The 18,610-nt window shown below is 71.7% G+C and carries 15 protein-coding genes and 1 pseudogene; 12 read left to right on the top strand and 4 right to left on the bottom strand.

Features of this window, described 5'->3' with window-relative positions; all coding sequences use genetic code 11:
• Nucleotides 1–263 precede the first annotated feature (263 nt).
• From aceE to QQM39_RS33375, 3 genes are all read left to right on the top strand, one after another.
• Entirely contained in the window at nt 264–2,975 is a 2,712-nt protein-coding gene (aceE, locus tag QQM39_RS33385) for a pyruvate dehydrogenase (acetyl-transferring), homodimeric type (RefSeq protein WP_302001277.1), read from the top strand.
• A 90-nt stretch (nt 2,976–3,065) separates the two neighbouring features.
• The gene (locus QQM39_RS33380) at nt 3,066–4,043 is read left to right on the top strand and encodes a YafY family protein (RefSeq protein WP_302001276.1); all 978 of its coding nucleotides are present in this window, start codon (nt 3,066–3,068) and stop codon (nt 4,041–4,043) included.
• An 89-nt stretch (nt 4,044–4,132) separates the two neighbouring features.
• Nucleotides 4,133–4,651 carry a DUF4240 domain-containing protein gene (locus QQM39_RS33375; protein ID WP_302003816.1) on the top strand — a complete coding sequence of 173 codons (519 nt, stop codon included), beginning with the start codon at nt 4,133–4,135 and terminating at the stop codon, nt 4,649–4,651.
• A gap of 54 nt (nt 4,652–4,705) precedes the next feature.
• Here QQM39_RS33375 and QQM39_RS33370 read toward each other — a convergent pair whose 3' ends face one another.
• Nucleotides 4,706–4,927, bottom strand: a complete 222-nt coding sequence (locus tag QQM39_RS33370; RefSeq protein ID WP_302001275.1) for a hypothetical protein — start codon at nt 4,925–4,927, stop codon at nt 4,706–4,708.
• A 205-nt stretch (nt 4,928–5,132) separates the two neighbouring features.
• On the opposite strand from QQM39_RS33370, the gene QQM39_RS33365 reads away from it, so the two are divergent.
• Complete coding sequence (locus tag QQM39_RS33365) at nt 5,133–6,260, top strand: peptidoglycan bridge formation glycyltransferase FemA/FemB family protein (RefSeq protein ID WP_302001274.1); 1,128 nt, start codon at nt 5,133–5,135, stop codon at nt 6,258–6,260.
• Between the two features lie 147 nt (nt 6,261–6,407).
• Here the strand turns inward: QQM39_RS33365 and QQM39_RS33360 are convergent, their stop codons facing one another.
• Nucleotides 6,408–7,145, bottom strand: coding sequence for a peptidoglycan recognition protein (locus QQM39_RS33360; protein WP_302003815.1), 738 nt, complete (start codon nt 7,143–7,145; stop codon nt 6,408–6,410).
• 327 nt (nt 7,146–7,472) lie between these two features.
• On the opposite strand from QQM39_RS33360, the gene QQM39_RS33355 reads away from it, so the two are divergent.
• Both QQM39_RS33355 and QQM39_RS33350 read left to right on the top strand, forming a co-directional pair.
• Nucleotides 7,473–8,036, top strand: a complete 564-nt coding sequence (locus tag QQM39_RS33355; RefSeq protein ID WP_302001273.1) for a hypothetical protein — start codon at nt 7,473–7,475, stop codon at nt 8,034–8,036.
• 1,153 nt (nt 8,037–9,189) lie between these two features.
• Nucleotides 9,190–10,374, top strand: a complete 1,185-nt coding sequence (locus QQM39_RS33350) for a MarP family serine protease (protein WP_302001272.1) — start codon at nt 9,190–9,192, stop codon at nt 10,372–10,374.
• A 48-nt stretch (nt 10,375–10,422) separates the two neighbouring features.
• Here the strand turns inward: QQM39_RS33350 and QQM39_RS33345 are convergent, their stop codons facing one another.
• Nucleotides 10,423–10,923 (bottom strand): GNAT family N-acetyltransferase, encoded by a 501-nt coding sequence (locus QQM39_RS33345; protein WP_302001271.1) that lies wholly within the window; start codon nt 10,921–10,923, stop codon nt 10,423–10,425.
• 101 nt (nt 10,924–11,024) lie between these two features.
• Between QQM39_RS33345 and QQM39_RS33340 the strand changes: the two genes are divergently transcribed.
• On the top strand, nt 11,025–11,924 hold the full coding sequence (locus QQM39_RS33340) for a TIGR01777 family oxidoreductase (RefSeq protein WP_302001270.1): 900 nt from the start codon (nt 11,025–11,027) through the stop codon (nt 11,922–11,924).
• A gap of 201 nt (nt 11,925–12,125) precedes the next feature.
• The gene (locus tag QQM39_RS33335) at nt 12,126–13,508 is read left to right on the top strand and encodes an NAD(P)/FAD-dependent oxidoreductase (RefSeq protein ID WP_302001269.1); all 1,383 of its coding nucleotides are present in this window, start codon (nt 12,126–12,128) and stop codon (nt 13,506–13,508) included.
• Nucleotides 13,509–13,637: 129 nt separating this feature from the next.
• Here QQM39_RS33335 and QQM39_RS33330 read toward each other — a convergent pair.
• Nucleotides 13,638–15,078: pseudogene (locus tag QQM39_RS33330) on the bottom strand (regulator).
• Between the two features lie 279 nt (nt 15,079–15,357).
• Here QQM39_RS33330 and lipB point away from each other — a divergent pair.
• The 4 genes from lipB to QQM39_RS33310 all read left to right on the top strand — a co-directional run bounded on the left by lipB (nt 15,358) and on the right by QQM39_RS33310 (nt 18,603).
• Complete coding sequence (gene lipB, locus QQM39_RS33325) at nt 15,358–16,158, top strand: lipoyl(octanoyl) transferase LipB (protein WP_302001268.1); 801 nt, start codon at nt 15,358–15,360, stop codon at nt 16,156–16,158.
• 227 nt (nt 16,159–16,385) lie between these two features.
• Nucleotides 16,386–17,351: a lipoyl synthase gene (gene lipA, locus QQM39_RS33320; RefSeq protein WP_302001267.1), complete on the top strand. Its 966-nt coding sequence runs from the start codon at nt 16,386–16,388 to the stop codon at nt 17,349–17,351.
• Nucleotides 17,352–17,608: 257 nt separating this feature from the next.
• Entirely contained in the window at nt 17,609–17,809 is a 201-nt protein-coding gene (locus QQM39_RS33315; protein ID WP_302001266.1) for a hypothetical protein, read from the top strand.
• A 92-nt stretch (nt 17,810–17,901) separates the two neighbouring features.
• Nucleotides 17,902–18,603, top strand: a complete 702-nt coding sequence (locus QQM39_RS33310) for a DUF4191 domain-containing protein (RefSeq protein WP_302001265.1) — start codon at nt 17,902–17,904, stop codon at nt 18,601–18,603.
• The last annotated feature ends 7 nt before the right edge of the window (nt 18,604–18,610 follow it).

The raw sequence follows: 18,610 nt of genomic DNA, 5'->3' as shown, positions 1-18,610 counted from the left end.
CTCGGAACTCAGGTGAGCAGGGGAAACACGGCACCGCGTGCCTGTTTCCCCGGCACCGGATGCCAATTTCTCGATGTCGAGACTTTTTAGCCCTCCACCCTTTGATCGATCATCGATCAGGGGGTTACAGTCGGCGACGGGCCACGCGGCAGAGCCGCAAGGTGCCACCGCACCGAGGCCTCAGCCCTGTCCTGCCAAAGACCAAGGGCACCCCCGAACCCTTACCGATTGAGGGAACCCCTTCGACTGAGGAAGGCGGCGACATGACCGACCCCAACGCCATCCAGCCGAGCGCGCTCGACCAGCTCCCGGACCGTGACCCGGAGGAGACCGCCGAATGGCAGGCCTCGCTGGACGCGGTCGCCAAGGCGGCCGGGCCGCACCGTGCGGCGTACCTGATGCGCCGCACGCTGGAGCGTGCCGAGGGCACCGGCATCGCGCTGCCCAAACTTCTCGAGACCGACTACGTCAACACCATCCCGACCGCCGCCGAGCCGTCCGTGCCCGGTGACGAGGCGATGGAGTCCCGTATCACCGCGTGGAACCGCTGGAACGCGGCCGCGATGGTGACCCGGGGCAGCAAACACGGCGTCGGCGGCCACATCGCCACCTTCGCCTCCGCGGCCTGGCTCTACGAGACCGGCTTCAACCACTTCTTCAAGGGCAAGGACACCGGCGAGGCAGTCGGCTCCGGCGACCAGCTCTACATCCAGGGCCACGCCTCCCCCGGCATCTACGCCCGCGCCTTCCTCGACGGCCGCCTGAACGAGACCCACCTCGACAACTTCCGCCAGGAAGCCGGCGGCAACGGACTCCCGTCGTACCCGCACCCCCGCCGCCTGCCCTGGCTGTGGGAGTTCCCGACGGTGTCCATGGGCCTCGGCCCGCTGTCGGCCATCTACCAGGCCCGCTTCAACCGCTACCTCACCAACCGCGGCATCAAGGACGTCTCGGCGTCCCACGTGTGGGCGTTCCTCGGTGACGGCGAGATGGACGAGCCGGAGTCCACGGCGGCCCTCGCCCTGGCCTCCCGCGAGGGCCTGGACAACCTGACCTTCGTCATCAACTGCAACCTGCAGCGCCTCGACGGCCCGGTCCGCGCCAACTTCAAGATCGTGCAGGAGCTGGAGGCCCAGTTCCGCGGCGCCGGCTGGAACGTCATCAAGACGCTGTGGGGCACGGCCTGGGACGAGCTGTTCCAGCTCGACACCACCGGCGCGCTCGTACGACGGCTCCGCGAGGTACCGGACGCGCAGGTCCAGACGTACCAGACCCGCGACGCCGCATACATCCGCCAGGACTTCTTCGGCAAGGACCCGGCGCTCGTCGAGATGGCGAAGCTGCTGAGCGACGACAAGATCCTGGAGTGCTTCCACCTCTCCCGCGGTGGCCACGAGGCGCGCAAGGTCTACGCCGCCTACAAGGCCGCCGTCGAGTTCAAGGGCGCGCCGACGGTCATCCTGGCCCAGACGGTCAAGGGCTTCACCCTCGGCGAGGGCTTCGCGTCGAAGAACGCCAACCACCAGATGAAGAAGCTGACGGTGGACGAGTTCAAGGCGATGCGCGACCTGCTCGACCTGCCGATCAAGGACAGCGACTTCGTCGACGGGGTCGTCCCCTACGGCCACCCCGGCGCCGACTCCCCCGAGGTCCGCTACCTCCAGGAGCGCCGCGCGGCCCTCGGCGGCCCGGCCCCGGCCCGCCGCGTCCACCCGGTGGCGCCGCTTCCCGCCCCCGCCGAGAAGGCGTTCGCCTCCTTCGACAAGGGCTCCGGCTCCCAGAACGTGGCCACGACCATGGCCTTCGTCCGCCTGATCAAGGACCTGGTCCGCGACAAGGAGACGGGCAAGCGCTGGGTGCCGATCGTCCCCGACGAGGCGCGCACCTTCGGTATGGAGAGCCTCTTCCCGTCCCTCGGGATCTACTCCCCCAAGGGCCAGACGTACGAGCCGGTCGACCGCGACCAGCTGATGTACTACAAGGAGGCCAAGAACGGCCAGATCCTCAACGAGGGGATCACCGAGGCCGGTTCGATGGCCGACTTCATCGCCGCGTCCACCGCGTACTCCACGCACGGCGAAGCGATGATCCCGTTCTACATCTTCTACTCGATGTTCGGCTGGCAGCGCACGGCCGACCAGATGTGGCAGCTCGGCGACCAGCTGGGCCGCGGCTTCCTGGTCGGTGCGACGGCGGGCCGTACGACGCTGACGGGCGAGGGCCTGCAGCACGCCGACGGCCACTCGCCGGTGATCGCGGCGACGAACCCCGCGGCGCTGACGTACGACCCGGCGTTCGCGTACGAGGTCGCGGCGATCGTCAAGGACGGTCTGCGCCGGATGTACGGCGAGGCGGCGCCGGGTGAGGACCCGAACGTCTTCTACTACCTCACCGTCTACAACGAGCCGCTGCCGCAGCCCGCGAAGCCGCAGGGCCTCGGCATCGACGAGGGCATCGTCAAGGGCCTGTACCGCTTCAACACGGCGGAGTCGGCCGAGCTGTCGCCGGTGGCCAACGCCCCGCGCATCCAGCTCCTCGGCTCCGGCACCGCGATCCACTGGGTGCTTCAGGCGCAGAAGCTGCTCGCCGAGGAGTGGGGCGTGGCGGCCGACGTGTGGTCCGCGACCTCCTGGACGGAACTCCGCCGTGACGCGCTGGAGGCCGACGCGGCCCTGCTGCGCGGCGAGGAGCGGGTGCCGTACGTCCGTCAGGCGCTCCAGGGTGCCGAGGGCCCGGTGCTGGCGGTCTCCGACTACATGCGCCAGGTCCCGGACCAGATCGCGCAGTGGGTCGAGCAGGACTACTCCTCGCTGGGCGCGGACGGCTTCGGCCTCTCCGACACCCGCGAGGCGGCCCGCCGCCACTTCGGCGTCGACGCCCAGTCGATCGTCGTCGCGGCCCTGGCGCAGCTCGCGAAGCGGGGCGAGGTCAAGGCGACGGCGGTGAAGGAAGCCCGGGAGAAGTACGGGCTGTAACAGCTGACGGTCAGTGAAGGGGTACGGCGGCTGCCGTACCCCTTCGTCGTCGTTGACGGCGTTGTCAGTGGCCCCCGGCATCATGGCCGTATGCGTGCTGCCCGGCTGATCAAGATGGTGCTGTTGCTCCAGTCCCGGCCCTCCATGACCGCTGCCGAGCTGGCGCGGGAGCTGGAGGTGTCCGAGCGGACGGTCACGCGGGATGCGCAGGCGTTGTCGGAGGCGGGGGTTCCGGTGTACGCCGATCGGGGGCGGGCCGGGGGGTACCGGCTGATCGGCGGCTATCGGACGCGGCTGACGGGGCTCGCGCGGAGCGAGGCCGAGGCGTTGTTCCTGTCCGGGGTGCCGGGGGCGCTGCGTGAGATGGGGCTGGAGGACGCCGCCTCCGCCGCCCGGCTGAAGGTGTCGGCCGCCCTCATGCCCTCCCTGCGCGACGCCTCCCGGACCGCCGCCCAGCGGTTCCATCTCGACGCCCCGAACTGGTTCAGGGAGCCGAAGACGCCCGAGCTGCTGCCGGCCGTCGCGGACGCGGTGTGGGACGACCGGCGGATCGTCGCCCGGTACCGGCGCGGGGAGGCCGAGGTCGAGCGGGAGTTGGAGCCGTACGGCCTCGTGCTGAAGGCGGGGGTCTGGTACCTGTGCGCCCGCGTGGCGGCGGGGCGCGGGTCGTACCGGGTGTACCGCATCGACCGGTTCACCGCCGTGGACGCCGGTGCCGAGCGGTTCGAGCGGGACGAGGAGTTCGATCTGCCGGGTTTCTGGGACGAGCGGGCGGAGCAGTTCGCGCGGTCCATTCTGCGGGCCGAGGTCGTGGTGCGGGTGTCCCCGAGCGGGGTGCGCGGACTTCCGTACGCCTTCGATCCGCAGTCCGCGCGGGAGGCGCTGGAGGCGGCGGGCGCCCCGGACGGGGACGGATGGGTGACGCTGACCCTCCCGGTGGAATCCGAGGAGGTCGCCCACTCCCAGCTCGCGTCGCTCGGCCCGGAGGTCGAGGTGCTCGCGCCGGAGGCACTGCGGGAGCGGTTCGCGGGCGATGCGATACGGCTGGCCACGCTGTACCGTTCATGACCGCTCATGAGAGGTAGGTCCGCGGGACGATAACAATCCGTCGCACTCCACGTGCGCCCCACCCGCACAGGGCCGATGCTTGACCCGTGATGGACGAGACGGAGTTCTGGGAGCTGATCGACGCAGCCCGCGAGGCCGCCGAGGGCGACCCCGAGGAGCAGGCCGACCTGCTCGTGGACAAGCTGCTCCAACTGGACCCCGACATGGTCCTGGACTTCGCCCGTCACTTCGAGGCCCGCTACAACCGCGCGTACACCTGGGATCTGTGGGGCGCCGCCTGGGTCCTGCTGGACGGGGCCAGCGACGACGCGTTCGACTTCTTCCGGTGCTGGCTGATCGGCCAGGGCCGCGAGGTGTACGAGGGCGGTGTGCACGAGCCCGACTCGCTCGCCGACCTGCTGGGCGACTTCGACGAGGAGTTCGACGGCGACGGCGAGGAACTCGGCTACGCCGCGGACGAGGCCTACGAGCAGCTCACCGGCACCGTCGCCCCCGACCTCGGCATCGCCCCCGCGCCCTCGGAACCGGAGGGCGCGCCGGTCGACTTCGAGAACGAACGGGCGCTGGCGGAGCGGTATCCCAGGTTGTGGGAGCGGTTCAAGGACTGAGAGAGAACGTCAGGTGCTTCGGTCGCTTCGGTCGCTTCGGTCGCTTCAGGCGCTTCAGGCGACGGCGGCCCGCCTGCGGCTCAGGTCCGACGGGATGTAGGCCTGCGTCTGCTCGGCCTTGACCGCGTGGTACATCGGGGCCTTGTTGGCCTGGTCCAGCGCGGACGCCGTGACGGCGGCCGGTCCCAGGACGACGGTCGCGACGGCACAGACCACCGTCCAGACCCGCGCGCGGCTGTTGTTGCTGTTGCTGTTGCTGTTGCTGTTGCTGTTCATGATCCCCACCTCCGGTCAGTGCGTGTGCATGACGATAGGGAGGCAGTCTCGGGGTGATCAGTGAGTCGGCTACGAGAAACCTGTCAGGCGTTCCGGCCTGGTGACCGACGTCACCGGGCGGGTCGGGAAGGTTCACGCCACGTCTCTTGACCGGTTCCGTGATCTCCGGCTTAGGGTGGCCGCCCCGACCTGGAGCACCCAGCCCATGACCAGCCTGTTCGTGCGGGAGATACCGCGCACGGAGCACCTCGCCCATCTGCGGCGGTATCCCGACGCGAGCCACCTGCAGATCCCCGAGTGGGGCGATGTGAAGCCCGACTGGCTGCCGGAGAGCGTCGGCTGGTTCGAGGACGGGGACATGGTCGCGGCGGCGCTGGTCCTGTACCGGCCGCTGCCCGGGACCCGGCGCTACCTCGCCTACCTCCCCGACGGTCCCGCGATCGACTGGCGCACTCCGCGCCTGGAGCGGTGGCTGCACCCGCTCGTCGCCCATGTGAAGCGGATCGGGGCGTTCTCGGTCCGGATCGGGCCGCCCCTCGTCGTACGTCACTGGGACGCCGCCACCGTGTCGGCCGGGATCGCCGACCCCGACGTACGTCATCTGCACGATCTGCCGACGGCCGGCATCGACGGATACGCGCTCGACGCCGCGGAGCGGCTGCGCCGGCTCGGGTGGCGGCGGTGCGACGAGGACGACGGGAGCGGTTTCGGCGTCGGCCAGCCGCGCTACGGCTGTGAGATCCCGTTGGCGGGGCGCTCGATGGACGATTTGCGCGGCGCCCTCGCACCGCACTGGGAGCAGGCTTTGCGTACGGCCGAGTCGGCGGGCGTCCGGGTCTCCTGGGGCTCGGCGGCCGACCTGCCCGAATTCCACCGCCTGTACTCCGCGACCGCCGCCCACGACGGCTTCAAGGCCCGCCCGTTGGACTACTTCCGGCGCATGTGGAAGGCCCTGAACGCCGAGGACGACGACCGGCTGCGCCTCTACCTCGCCGAGTACGACGACGAGGTGCTCTCCGCGGCCCTGATGATCAACGTGGGCTCCCGGGCCTGGCACTCGTACGCCGCGTCCGGCCGCCGCGGGCGCCAACTGCGGCCCAGCAGCGCGCTGTTGTGGCGCATGCTGGGTGACGCGCGGGCGGCGGGCGCCGAGACCTACGACCTGCGCTCCATCACCCCCGCCCTCACCGAGGACCGCCTGCTCGGCCGCCTCCACTTCAAGACGGGCACGGGCGGCCGGGCCGTGGAGTACCTCGGGGAGTGGGAGTTGCCGGTGGGGAGCCAGGGGAGGGTGCTGCAGCGGGCGTTGGGGGTTTATCTCGGGCGGCGGTGACGGTTGGGGGACGGCATGAGGGGGGTGGCATGGCGGGCGGGCTGTCGGTTGGCCGTGCGGTGGGCGGGGGCGGTATGCCGGTGGGCTGATGTGTGGCTGGTGGGTCTGTGGGCGGTGCTGCGGCGGGCGGTGGGGGAAGCGCGCGGATCAGCGTCTGCCCTGCAAGCGGGCCGCCGTCTCCCTGATCTCCGGGAGGAGGGCGCTGAGCGCCGCGCCTGGGCAACTGGTCATGTAACCGTCCTTGTGGCCGGCCAGGGCGGGGAGCGTGGTGCTGGTGCCGGCGGCGTAGCGGCTGTGGCTGTTGCTGGAGGTCAGGCGGACCCTCGCGCGCGGGTCGGTGTCGGACAGCCCCAGTTTCCAGGCCGCCAGCGCGGCGATCGCGTCGGTCATCTCCTTCGGCACGGGGACGCCCGCCGTGAAGGTGCCCAGGGCGGCGATGCCGGCGGTGCGGTGGTTGAAGCCCTGGGTGTGGGCGCCGGTGACGGGGCGGTCGACGCCGCCCGCGCGGCCCTCGTAGATGGTGCCGCAGCGGTCGACGAGGAAGTTGTAGCCGATGTCGTCCCAGTCTCGGGAGCCGGTCTGGCCCGCGTACAGGTAGCGGATGATGCGGGGGGTGTCGGCGCAGTCGTAGCCGTTGGGTGAGTCGGTGTGGTGGACGAACACGGCGACGACTCTGTCGTCGTAGCGCGGGGGCGGCTGGGCGTGCCGGGTGTCGTCGTCCAGCCAGACCGTCCTCGGCACGATGTGCGGCCGGGCCGCCTTGTGCGGGGTGGCGTGACGCGCCACGGCCTGCCGCCCGGACGCCGCGACACTCCGCTCGACCCCGCTCGCGCACAGCGCCAGCGCGAGTACGGCGGCGAGACCGGGAAGACAGCCGAGGAGCACGAGCACGACGGGCGGTATCCGCCGCCCCGCAAGGGACTGCGGCGTACCTCGGGACGGCCGCCCGGCAGGGAGCCACAGCCGGGCTCGGCACCGCTGCGCGACCGAGGGCCACAGCCGGGTTCGCGGTGGCCGCCGGGCAGAGGGCCACAGCCGGATCCAGGGTTGCCGCCCGGCAGAGGGCCACAGCCGGATCCGGGGTTGCCTCCCGGCAGGAGCCCGCAGCCGGTCTCGGGACTGCAGCCGGTCCCCCGACTGCCGCCCGGCTCGGAGCTGCCGCCAGCCTCGGGGATGACGCCGGGCTCGGGAGTCGCGCTGGGCTCGGGAGTGTTGTCCGGCCCCGGACCGCCGCCCGGCCCCGGCCTGCCACAAGGTTCGAGGGCGCCGCCCGCGTGGGGCCTGCCGCGCGGCACCGGACACCGGCCCGTCACGCCGCGCCGCCCCGACCGGCTCTTCTCCCACGGCTGGCCGCTCCCGTACGCCAGGCTCACCTTGCACAACCCGCTGCTCCCGCCCAACCGACTGTTCACCTGCGACGGGCTCTTCTCTCAGGGCTCGTTGCCGCCCGGCCGCCCCTTCCCGCGCAGCCGACCGCTCCCGCCCAGCCAACCGCTCCTGCCCACTGGGATGCTCCGACTCGGCCAGCCGTTCCTGCCCGCACGACCCCTCCCGCACGGCTGGCCGCTCCCGTACGCCAGGCTCACCTCGCACAACCCGCTGCTCCCGCCCAACCGACTGCTCACCTGCGACGGGCTCTTCTCTCAGGGCTCGTTGCCGCCCGGCCGCCCCTTCCCGCGCAGCCGACCGCTCCCGCCCAGCCAACCGCTCCTGCCCACTGGGATGCTCCGACTCGGCCAGCCGTTCCTGCCCGCACGACCCCTCCCGCACGGCTGACTGCTCCCGTACGACGGGCTCATCACGCACGACCGGCTGCTCCCGCCCGTCCGACTGGGCCCGCCCACCCAGTTGCTCGCCCTCGACCAGCTGTTCCTGCCCGGACGACCCCTCTCGCCCGGCCTGCCCTGCCCTCGTCCCCAGCTCATCCCGCACCCCCAGCTCATCCCGCACCCCCGGCTCATCCCGCACCCCCGGCTCGTCTCGCCCACCCGGCGACCTTTGCGAGGCACCGCGCGAAGCGCCCGAATCCGGCGTCGCCCCCCGGACATCCGCCGCTGCCCCACCCACCGACGTCCGCCCGGCATCCGTGGCCCGCCCGCCGTCCGCAGCTCGTCCGGCCCGCGCCCGGCGCCAGGTACCCGGCGCTCCCGTGCCCCTCCCCGCCCGCGCTCCTGAGGCTTTCCGCGCCCCCGGCTCACGCTCCGAACCAGCCTCACCCGCAGCGCCTCCAACCCGCCGCCCCACGCCGGGCTCGACCGCCGCGCCCTCCACACAGCCCTCTCCGGGCTCGACCACCGCGCCGTCCACACACCCCTCTCCGGGCTCGACCACCGCGCCCTCCACACACCCCTCTCCGGGCTCAAGTACCGCCCCGCCCAGACGCCCTACTACTCCCGGCCCGAACACCGCGCCCCGCACACGGCCTGGTCCCGGCCCGCGCGCATCGTCGTCCTCCCCCACACCCGGCCCGCAGGCATCCCCCTCCCCCCGACCCACCCCCGGCCCGCGCGCAGCCACTTCCCCCCGCCCCGCACCGGACCCACCCCTGGCCCGCTCCCACCGCGCACCCGACCCACCCCCGGCCCGCTCCTCCCACCCCTCACCGGACCCACGCGCAGCCCCATCCCCCGCCCCCGCCACCCCCCGTATCCGCGCAGCCCAAGGTATGCGTACGGCACGAGGTCTTCGTCGCCCCCGCGTTCGTCGGAAGACCCGTCGGGTGACCCGTCGGAAGACACGCATGGTCCTACTGTCCGACGGATCCGGTCCGCCCGCGATGTGTGGTGTGCCACCCGGTGGAACCATCGTCCTGGTCCGGGGCGTTTCTCCAGGTGCACGCAGGGTGGCCGGTTCCGATCAGTACGCGTGCGTGTGCTGATCAACAGGCGCCTCGCGCGCGTACTAAGGGGTCCGAGAGAAAGGCGGCTCCGTGGACCTGCTCGACATCCTGCTGTTGCTGGTGATCCTGGCCTACGCGGCATCGGGCTACCGGCGTGGACTGGTGGCCGGCTGCGTTTCGCTGGCCGGTTTCATCGGCGGCGCGGTGATCGGCGTATGGATCCTGCCGTGGATGATGGACCTGGTCACGCCGGGTACGACCCAGGCGACCGTGACCGCGGTGCTCACGGTGCTGGTCCCGGCGGTGGTGGTGCACGAGTTGGCGGGCCGGCTGGCGCTGCGGCTGCGCCGGGAGCTGGAGCGCGGACCGCTGAGAGTGGCCGACGGAGTCGGCGGGGCCGTGGCCAACTCGGTGGCCGTGCTGATCGTGGCATGGGTCGCGGCAAGCGTTCTTGCCGCGTCCTCCTCCCCGCTGCTCTCGTCCGCGATCCGGGACTCCCGGCTGCTCGGCACTGTTCAGGACGCGATGCCGGAGACCACACCCGCCTGGTTCTCACGGGCCACCTCCGCGCTCACCCAGGCCGGCTTCCCGCAGGTCTTCAACCCGTTCGAGAACGAGTCGACCGCCGAGGTCGCCAAGCCCACCGGCGACAGCGTCACCGCCGCCGCCACGAACGCCGCCAAGCTCAGCACCGTCAAGATCGAGGGCGTCTCGGGCACCCAGGGCCGCGAGGGCAGCGGCTTCGTCTACGCCCCGCGGCACGTGATGACCAACGCCCACGTCGTGGCCGGCATCGACGAACCGAGCGTCCGGGTTGGCGGCGTCGGGCGGTCGTACGAGTCACGCGTGGTGCTCTTCGACCCGGAGCGGGACGTGGCCGTGCTGTACGTCCCCGATCTGCGCGCCCCGGTCCTGCGGTTCGACGACGACGCCACCCGCGGAGACTCTGCGGTGGTGGCGGGCTATCCGGAGGACGGCGACCTGAACCTCCAGGCGGCCACGGTCGCGAACCGGGTGCGGGCGACCGGCCAGAACATCTACAACGACGAGACCGTCACCCGCGAGATCTATTCCATCCGCTCCACCGTCCGCCCGGGCAACTCCGGCGGCCCGCTGCTGACCACCGACGGCAAGGTGTTCGGCGTCGTCTTCGCCCGTTCCACCTCGGACAACGAGACCGGCTACGTTCTGACGGCGGCCGAGGTCGCCTCCGACGCGAAGCGCGCCGCGAACGCGACGGCCCCGGTGGCCACGGGTGACCTCGTCACGTCGTGAGCGCCGCCCGCCGTGCGGACTCGCGAGACGAACGACCAGCGGGCGCCCTCAGAGACCCCGCCCCATCAGCACGTCGTCCACGTACTCCCCGCCCAGGAAGAACTCCCCGGGCAGCACCCCCTCCACCACGAACCCCTCGGACTCGTACAGCCCCCGGGCGGGTGTGTTGTGGCCGAGGACGCGCAGCGTGATACGGCGCGCTCCCCTACGGCGGGCCTCCTCGACGGCCCCGCGGACCAGGGCCCGGCCGACCCCGCGGCCGCGGGCTTCGTCGGCGACGGCGAGGCCCTGGATCTGCCGTACGTGCGCGTTGGCGGCGAGCGGGGTCGGGAAGCCCAGGCGGATGTAGCCCACGATGCGGCGGCCGAGCTCGGCGACCAGGCAGTCGTCGGCGGCGTGGCGCTCGTCGAAGAACGGCCGGTACGGCGGCTGCTGCTTCGGCACGACCTCGTGCAGAAGTGACCACGTGGCACGGTCGAGAAGGGACAGCTCCTCCTCGTCGTCGGGCAGGGCGGCGCGTATGAACGGCGACTGGTGCGGCTCGGGCATGAGCGCCACCCTATGACCGGGGCACGGGAATCCGACCGGGCTGGGGGGCCGGGGGTCACCCCCGGGAAAATGCAGCATGTGGTCAGAGGCAGGATGAAGTCATGCAACTTTCAAGAATCGCGGTGGCCGGCTCCTCAGGCCTCATCGGCGGCGCCCTGGTGCGGTCCCTGGTCGCGGACGGCCACGAGGTGGTGCGGCTGGTGCGCCACGCGCCCAGGTCCGAGGACGAGGTGCGCTGGGATCCGGAGGCGAAGTACGTGGACGTGGCCGGGCTCGCCGGGTGCGACGCGGTGGTCAACCTGGCCGGGGCGAACGTGGGCTCGCGCCGCTGGACGGAGGCGTACAAGGCGAAGCTCCGGAGCGGCCGGGTGCTGGGCACGGCGGCGCTGGCCGAGGCGATGGCATCGCTGGACGAGCCGCCGCGGGTCTTTGTGAACGGCAGCGCGATCGGTTACTACGGCGAGACCGGCGAGCGGGAGGTCGACGAGAGCGCCCCGCCCGGTGAGGGCTTCCTGCCTGCGCTGGTCCTGGAGTGGGAGGGCGCCGCGGCACCCGCGCGGGAGGCCGGCGTGCGGACGGTGTTCCCGCGCACGGGGCTGGTGGTGGCCCGCAAGGGCGGGGCCTGGGGACGGCTGTTCCCGCTGTTCAAGGCCGGGCTCGGCGGGCGTATGGGGGACGGTCGGCAGTACTGGTCGTTCGTCTCGCTGCACGACGAGGTGGCCGCGATCCGGCATCTGATCGACCGGGAGGACCTGTCCGGGCCGTTCAATGTGACCGCGCCGCGGCCGCTGACGAACCGTGAGATCACCGAGGTCATGGGGCGGGTGCTGCATCGGCCGACGCTCTTCGCGGTCCCGGCGCCCGTACTGCGGGCCGTGCTCGGTGAGCTGGCCGGGGATGTGCTGGGCAGCCAACGGGTGCTGCCGACGCGGTTGCTGGAGTCGGGCTTCACCTTCGCGTTTCCGGAGATCGAGGGGGCGATCCGGGCTGCCGCCGAGTAAAGGGCAACCCGGAGCGGAGTGAAAGACGAGAAAGACGACCAGGAGCGGGCGTCCGTATGCGACCACCGTGCGACCGTGCTCTGCCCATGCGCGACTGTTTCTGACCGATCGGAGCCCTAACCTCGTCCCGAACTCGGGTATCCCCGGAGCCTGTTGGGGGCATGACGTCTCCACCGGCCGCGCAACCTCGAGGAGGGGCACGTGCTTGAGCCCGCGTACCAGGCGGACGTCGTCATCGTGGGAGCCGGGGTCGCCGGACTCTCCGCGGCGCATCGACTGACCAGCGCAGGAGTAACGACCGCGGTCCTGGAGGCCGCCCCTTACCCGGGCGGCCGCATGTCGACCGAGAAGATCGACGGGTTCCGGCTCGACCGGATCGGCCAGCTCCTGTCGACGTCGTATCCCGAACTACGCCTGACCCCATCGCTCGACACGCTCACGCTACGCCCCTTCGCGCCGGGCGTACTGCTGCACAGCGACGGCCGCCGGCACCGCGCGGGCGCATGGGCGAGGCCGATGAGCGCCAGGCGCGCGAGGGGCGCACTGCATGCGGTGCGCGCCCTGGCGAACGCCCCTCGGGCGGCGTCCGTGCGGGGTGTCGCGGGCCAGACGTCCCTGCCGAGGGTGCGCGCGGGTGCTCCGCTGGGCACCGCCGTCGACCAGGCCCGACTGGGTGCCGCGCTGGCCCGCCTCGCCGCGTCACCCGTCGAACGACTGCTGGCCCGCCCCGAGTTGCCGGCCGCGCAGGCCCTCGCGGCACGGGGCGTCCCCGCGCGGACCATCGACGGCTTTCTGCGCCCCCTGCTCGCCGCGCTGCTGTGCGACCCGGAGCTGACGACGTCCAGCCGGTGTGCGGACCTCGCGCTGCGTGCCTTCGCGAGCGGCCGCCTGTGCGTGCCCGAGGGCGGCGCCGAGGCGCTGCCGGAGCTGCTGGCGCGGACGCTGCCGCCGGGCACCGTCCACACCGGCGTGCGCGTCACCTCGGTCGCCACGACGTCGGTGACCACCGCGGAGCACGGCGAGATACGGTGCCGTGCCGTCCTGCTGGCGACGGACGCGCGAACCGCCGCCGAGCTGTTGCCGGGCCTGCGCGTACCGGATTTCCACCCCATGACGGTCGTCCACCACACCACCGACGAACCGCCGACGACCGGCGCCTCGCTCCTGCTGGACGCCGACCGCGGCGGCCCGGTCGCCCACACGGCGGTGACCAGCCAGGTCGACCCGAGCCGCGCGCCCGCGGGCCGGGCACTCGTCTCGTCGACGGTCCTGGGCACACCACCGCCCGACATCGACACGGCCGTACGGATGCACCTGGCCCGCCTCTACGGCACCTCCACGGCACGCTGGGAGACCCTCGCCGTGCACCACACCCCCGAGGCCGTCCCGGCGATGCGCCCACCCCACGACCTGCGCCGCCCCGTGCGCCTCCTGGCGGGCCTGTACGTCTGCGGCGACCACCGCGACACCAGCACGGTCCAGGGCGCCCTCCACTCGGCCCACCGCGCGGCGGCGGCGATCCTCACGGACCTGGGAGCGGCAGGGTCCCTGCACAGGGCGGAGCCGTTAAGGGCAGCCGCCTGAGGCCGACGGCACACCCGCGCCCCGAAAGGGGCGCGGGGCTGTATCGATATGCGGCTCCGCCGCGTGGGCGCGACAAGCCACAGCGAAGCCGCGGTGGCATGCAGCCGGTCGGAGTTACGGCGATACCTCCTACAGCAACGCCGCCACCTTGTCCCGATATCCCCGCACCGGCGCCGCATCCCGATACGGCTCCAACCTCCGCTCGAAGTCCTTGACGTACTCGATCGCCCGCACGGACCGCATCTCCGCGGCAGCGCCCGCGGCCTCCGCGCCGAGCGCACAGGCCTGGTCGAGCTCCCCGAGGCCCAGACGCGCGGAGGCGAGGACGACCCGGCAGAACAGCCGGCTACGGGCGTACGCGGGCGCACGCAGCTGCAGCGACCGCTCCGCATGCTGCGCCGCCGCCCGGAACTGCTGCAGATCCCGGTGGCAGTGCCCGAACTCGTCGGCGAGCTGCGCCTCGTCGAAGAACCGCGCCCAGTGCGGGACGTCATCGCCGGGGCGAGCCGCTTCGAGGGCGCGCTCGGCCCGCACCAGGGAGGCCGTACAGGCGCGCACCTCGCCCAGTACGCCGTGCCCGCGCGCCTCGCACGCGTGCAGCAGGGCTTGGACGACCGGGGGCGCGCTGGTCCCCACGCCCTGCTGGGCGACGCGCGCGAGCTGGACGGCCTCGCGGCCGTGCCCGAGGTAGACGGCCTGGCGGCTCATGGTGACCAGGACGTAGGAGCCGTACGCCCGGTCCCCGGCCGCCTGCGCGAGGCGCAGCGACTGCACGAAGTAGCGCTGCGCGAGCCCGTGCGCCGCGATGTCGTACGACGTCCAGCCCGCGAGCCTGGTGAGGTCCGCGGCGGCGGCGAACAGCTTGCGGCCGGTCTGCTCGCCGTAGGTGCCGCGCAGCATCGGCTCGCACTCGTGCTCCAGGTAGCGCACGAGCGCCTGCCGGGCGTGGCCGCCGCCGTACATGTCGTCGAGCGAGCGGAACAGCTCGCCCACCGACCGCAGCGCGGCGATGTCGCCGCCGGTGACCTTCTGGCCGGGGCCGCGCTCCGCCTGGCCGCGCTGGCGGGGTACGGCCCCTGGACGGCTCTGGGCCGGGATGCGGGCGATCGGCTCGCCGCGGCCCACCTTCTCGTCGGCGCGGCCGATCAGCCAGTCCCGGCTGGGCACGACGAGGCCGGCCGGGGTGAAGGCGATCTTGCGGAGCTCGGCATGGCTGCCGGAGTCCTTGCGCCACAGGCCGCTGACGATGTCGACGGCCTCCTCGGGGGTCGCGGCGAACTCCAGCCCCGCGTACACGGGCGCGCAGGCGTCGAGGCCGAGGTCCTGGGCGGAGAGCCGGCGGCCGAGGCGGCGGGTGAAGACCTCGGCGATGAGGGCGGGGGTGGTGCCGCGCGGCTGCTGTCCGCGCAGCCAGCGTGTGACCGATGTCTTGTCGTATCTGAGATCAAGCCCGTGTTCGAGGCCGAAGCTGGTCCACCCGGCGGGCGAGACCCGCGTTGGAGAATCCCGCTTCTGCGATGAGCGCGGCGAGCTGGCGGTTGGGAGTGCGCTGCGCGGGTCGTTCCGTCATCTGCGGTGCGGTCTCCTGCCTTTCGGGCCTCGCGGGCGAGTTCGGCCGCCGAGTGCCCGGATTGCCGGTGAGCTGCCCTTTTGGCCTCTCGAACGGCGCGAATGTAGCGGAGAGTAAACAGCCGATCGCACATTTCCCCACCCATTCATCCGATCGTGTGAGGATTGCCGTACCGGGCTGACGCGGGGCCGGGAGGCATCACCCGAACGCGCCGGTCGTACAGTGGCGTGGGCACGCTTTGTGCCTTACGACCTTCCAGGGCTTCCAAGGAGGCTGGCCGTGAGTGAACTGCGGTTCGTCCGCATGGGATTCGGCGCGGACGCCGTCGAGTACCAGGAGGCGTGGGACGAGCAGCGCCGGGTGCACGCGGCGCGGTTCGAGGACGAGGTCCCCGACACGGTCCTGCTGCTCGAACACCCCCCGGTCTACACGGCTGGGCGGCGCACGGCGGACAACGAGCGGCCCCTGGACGGCACGCCGGTCATCGACGTGGACCGCGGCGGCAAGATCACCTGGCACGGCCCCGGCCAGCTGGTCGGCTACCCGATCCAGAAGCTGCCGCGCCCGGTGGACGTCGTGGCGCACGTACGACGGCTGGAGGAGGCCCTGATCCGCACGTGCGCGGAGTTCGGCCTGGAGACCACGCGCGTGGAGGGCCGTAGCGGGGTGTGGGTCCTGGGTGACCCGGTCGAGCGGCGTCCCGCGCTCGGCGGCCTGTCCCTGGACTTCGACCCGCGTCTCACCGACGAGGAGTTCGACCCCCGCCTGAACGGCCCCGAGTACGCGCCCTCCAACGCCGGCCAGCGGCGCGAGGACCGCAAGATCGCGGCGATCGGGATCCGGGTCGCGAAGGGCGTGACCATGCATGGCTTCGCCCTGAACGTGAACCCTGACAACGAGTGGTTCGACAAGATCATCCCGTGCGGGATCCGGGACGCGGGTGTCGCCTCACTGGCGAACGAGCTCGGCCGGGACGTCACGATCGACGAGGTGCTGCCGGTCGTCGAGCGGCACCTGATGGACGTACTGGAGAACGCGGAACTGAAGCCACGGGAGATCGAAAAGACACCGGCTGCGTAAATCCAGCCACTCCGGCGTTTGAGGAGCGGGGGTCCAGGGGCAGAGCCCCTGGCCGGGGCCGAAGGGGCGGAGCCCCTTGAGGATGGGACGGGTAGGGGCGGCGGGGGCGAGACTCGAGGCCCGCGCAGGAATGCACCGGCGTTCCGCAAGGTTGCCCAGCCCGGAGGCGCAAAACGCACGGGCGTACCCTGGTGTACGCCGAAGAATCGAAGCTACAGGGAGCCGACGTGTCCGCAGTCTCACCCGACGGACGCAAGATGCTGCGCCTGGAGGTCCGCAACAGCCAGACCCCCATCGAGCGCAAGCCCGAATGGATCAAGACGCGGGCGAAAATGGGTCCCGAGTACACGAAGATGCAGAACCTCGTGAAGAGCGAGGGCCTGCACACCGTCTGCCAGGAAGCCGGCTGCCCCAACATCTACGAGTGCTGGGAAGACCGTGAGGCGACCTTCCTCATCGGCGGCGACCAGTGCACCCGGCGCTGCGACTTCTGCCAGATCGACACCGGCAAGCCCGAGGCGCTCGACCGCGACGAGCCGCGCCGCGTCGGCGAGTCCGTGGTCACCATGGACCTGAACTACGCCACCATCACCGGCGTCGCCCGCGACGACCTCCCGGACGGCGGCGCCTGGCTGTACGCCGAGACGGTCCGCCAGATCCACCAGCAGACGGCTCAGCGCGAGGCCGGCCGCACCAAGGTCGAGCTCCTCGCCCCGGACTTCAACGCCGTACCGGAGCTGCTCCAGGAGGTCTTCGCCTCCCGCCCCGAGGTCTTCGCGCACAACGTCGAGACGGTGCCCCGGATCTTCAAGCGCATCCGCCCGGGCTTCCGCTACGAGCGCTCGCTGAAGGTCATCACCGACGCCCGCGACTACGGCCTGGTCACCAAGTCGAACCTGATCCTCGGCATGGGCGAGACCCGCGAGGAGATCAGCGAGGCGCTCCAGCAGCTGCACGACGCGGGCTGCGAGCTCGTCACCATCACGCAGTACCTGCGCCCGAGCGTCCGCCACCACCCCGTGGAGCGCTGGGTCAAGCCGCAGGAGTTCGTGGAGCTGAAGGAGGAGGCCGAGCAGATCGGCTTCTCCGGCGTCATGTCCGGCCCCCTCGTCCGGTCCTCCTACCGGGCCGGCCGGCTCTACCAGATGGCCGTCGAGAAGCGTGGTTCCTACGTCGCGTCGCAGGCCGTCTGATGGCACGGAGTGCCACTCGGCTCGTGTGAATCTGGGCACAAGCAACTACCCCTCGGTAGCCGCCGATTGACGCGGTCCTGGGCGTCCCCGCAGATAGGGGGCCCATCAGGGCCGCGTCAAGTGTTTCGGGCTACGTATTAAGGCTTCATTGGTGTTTGACCGGTCGGTCACGCCCTGGTAACACCAATCAGTGACGCTGGTTGTACACCCCGTGCACCACTCACCAAAGCCGCCATTCCCGAGGGGGGACCTCCACCATGCAGGCCGCGCCCGTTCGCGCCACCGCCATCCCGTCGTTCACCACTGCACTGCGTGCCGTCGAGTCGCTGCTCATGAGCAGCGGTCAGCGCACCGCCCGCCGCAACGCCTGGACGTCCGTGCTGGAGGACCGCCGTCGCGCCAAGGACCGGGTCGAGGCGCAGCGCGTCCTGGACCAGGTCACCATCGTCCGCCCCTGACCCGTCGCCCACGCGGCGGAGCGGCATGACGAAACAGCCCACGGCGCACACTGCCGTCGTCGGCGCTTCCCGGGCCACGTAGACTTCGTGGCATGGCGAGGAAGGACACGGCAGCGGACGCTGCGAACCCCGGGCGACTCAAGCAGATCGCTCTGACCTACAAGATGACCCGCAGGGCCGACAAGAAGATCGGTCTTGTACTCGCGGCTGTCGGAATCGTCACCTTCGGTGTCTTCCTCGCGATCGGTTTCTTGATCGGTCACCCCATCTATCTCGGCATCCTGGGCCTGCTGCTCGCCTTCCTCGCGACGGCGATCGTGTTCGGGCGCCGGGCCGAGCGGGCGGCCTTCGGGCAGATGGAGGGCCAGCCGGGCGCCGCCGCGGCCGTGCTGGACAACATCGGCCGGGGCTGGACGACGACACCCGCGGTGGCGATGAACCGCAGCCAGGACGTGGTGCACCGGGCCGTCGGGAAGGCCGGCATCGTGCTGGTCGCCGAGGGCAACCCGAACCGGGTGAAGAGCCTGCTGGCCGCGGAGAAGAAGAAGATGAACCGCATCGTCGCGGACGTGCCGGTGCACGATCTGATCGTCGGCGCCGGTGAGGGCCAGGTCGGGCTGAAGAAGCTGCGGACCACCATGCTGAAGCTGCCCCGTGTGCTGACCGGTCCCCAGGTGACCGCCACCAACGACCGGCTGAAGGCCATGGGCGACCTGATGAGCAACATGCCGTTGCCGAAGGGCCCGATGCCCAAGGGCATGAAGCTGCCGAAGGGCGGGCCGAAGGCTCGCTGATCTCCCT

Source organism: Streptomyces sp. DT2A-34 (genome assembly GCF_030499515.1).
Lineage (GTDB): Bacteria > Actinomycetota > Actinomycetes > Streptomycetales > Streptomycetaceae > Streptomyces.
This window is presented reverse-complemented; position numbering and strand designations above follow the sequence as displayed.

Coding starts and splice junctions, on each gene's coding strand:
- aceE (WP_302001277.1), top strand. CDS start 264: ATGACCGACCCCAACGCCATCCAGCCGAGCGCGCTCGACCAGCTCCCG.
- QQM39_RS33380 (WP_302001276.1), top strand. CDS start 3,066: ATGCGTGCTGCCCGGCTGATCAAGATGGTGCTGTTGCTCCAGTCCCGG.
- QQM39_RS33375 (WP_302003816.1), top strand. CDS start 4,133: ATGGACGAGACGGAGTTCTGGGAGCTGATCGACGCAGCCCGCGAGGCC.
- QQM39_RS33370 (WP_302001275.1), bottom strand. CDS start 4,927: ATGAACAGCAACAGCAACAGCAACAGCAACAGCAACAACAGCCGCGCG.
- QQM39_RS33365 (WP_302001274.1), top strand. CDS start 5,133: ATGACCAGCCTGTTCGTGCGGGAGATACCGCGCACGGAGCACCTCGCC.
- QQM39_RS33345 (WP_302001271.1), bottom strand. CDS start 10,923: ATGCCCGAGCCGCACCAGTCGCCGTTCATACGCGCCGCCCTGCCCGAC.
- QQM39_RS33340 (WP_302001270.1), top strand. CDS start 11,025: ATGCAACTTTCAAGAATCGCGGTGGCCGGCTCCTCAGGCCTCATCGGC.
- QQM39_RS33315 (WP_302001266.1), top strand. CDS start 17,609: ATGCAGGCCGCGCCCGTTCGCGCCACCGCCATCCCGTCGTTCACCACT.
- QQM39_RS33310 (WP_302001265.1), top strand. CDS start 17,902: ATGGCGAGGAAGGACACGGCAGCGGACGCTGCGAACCCCGGGCGACTC.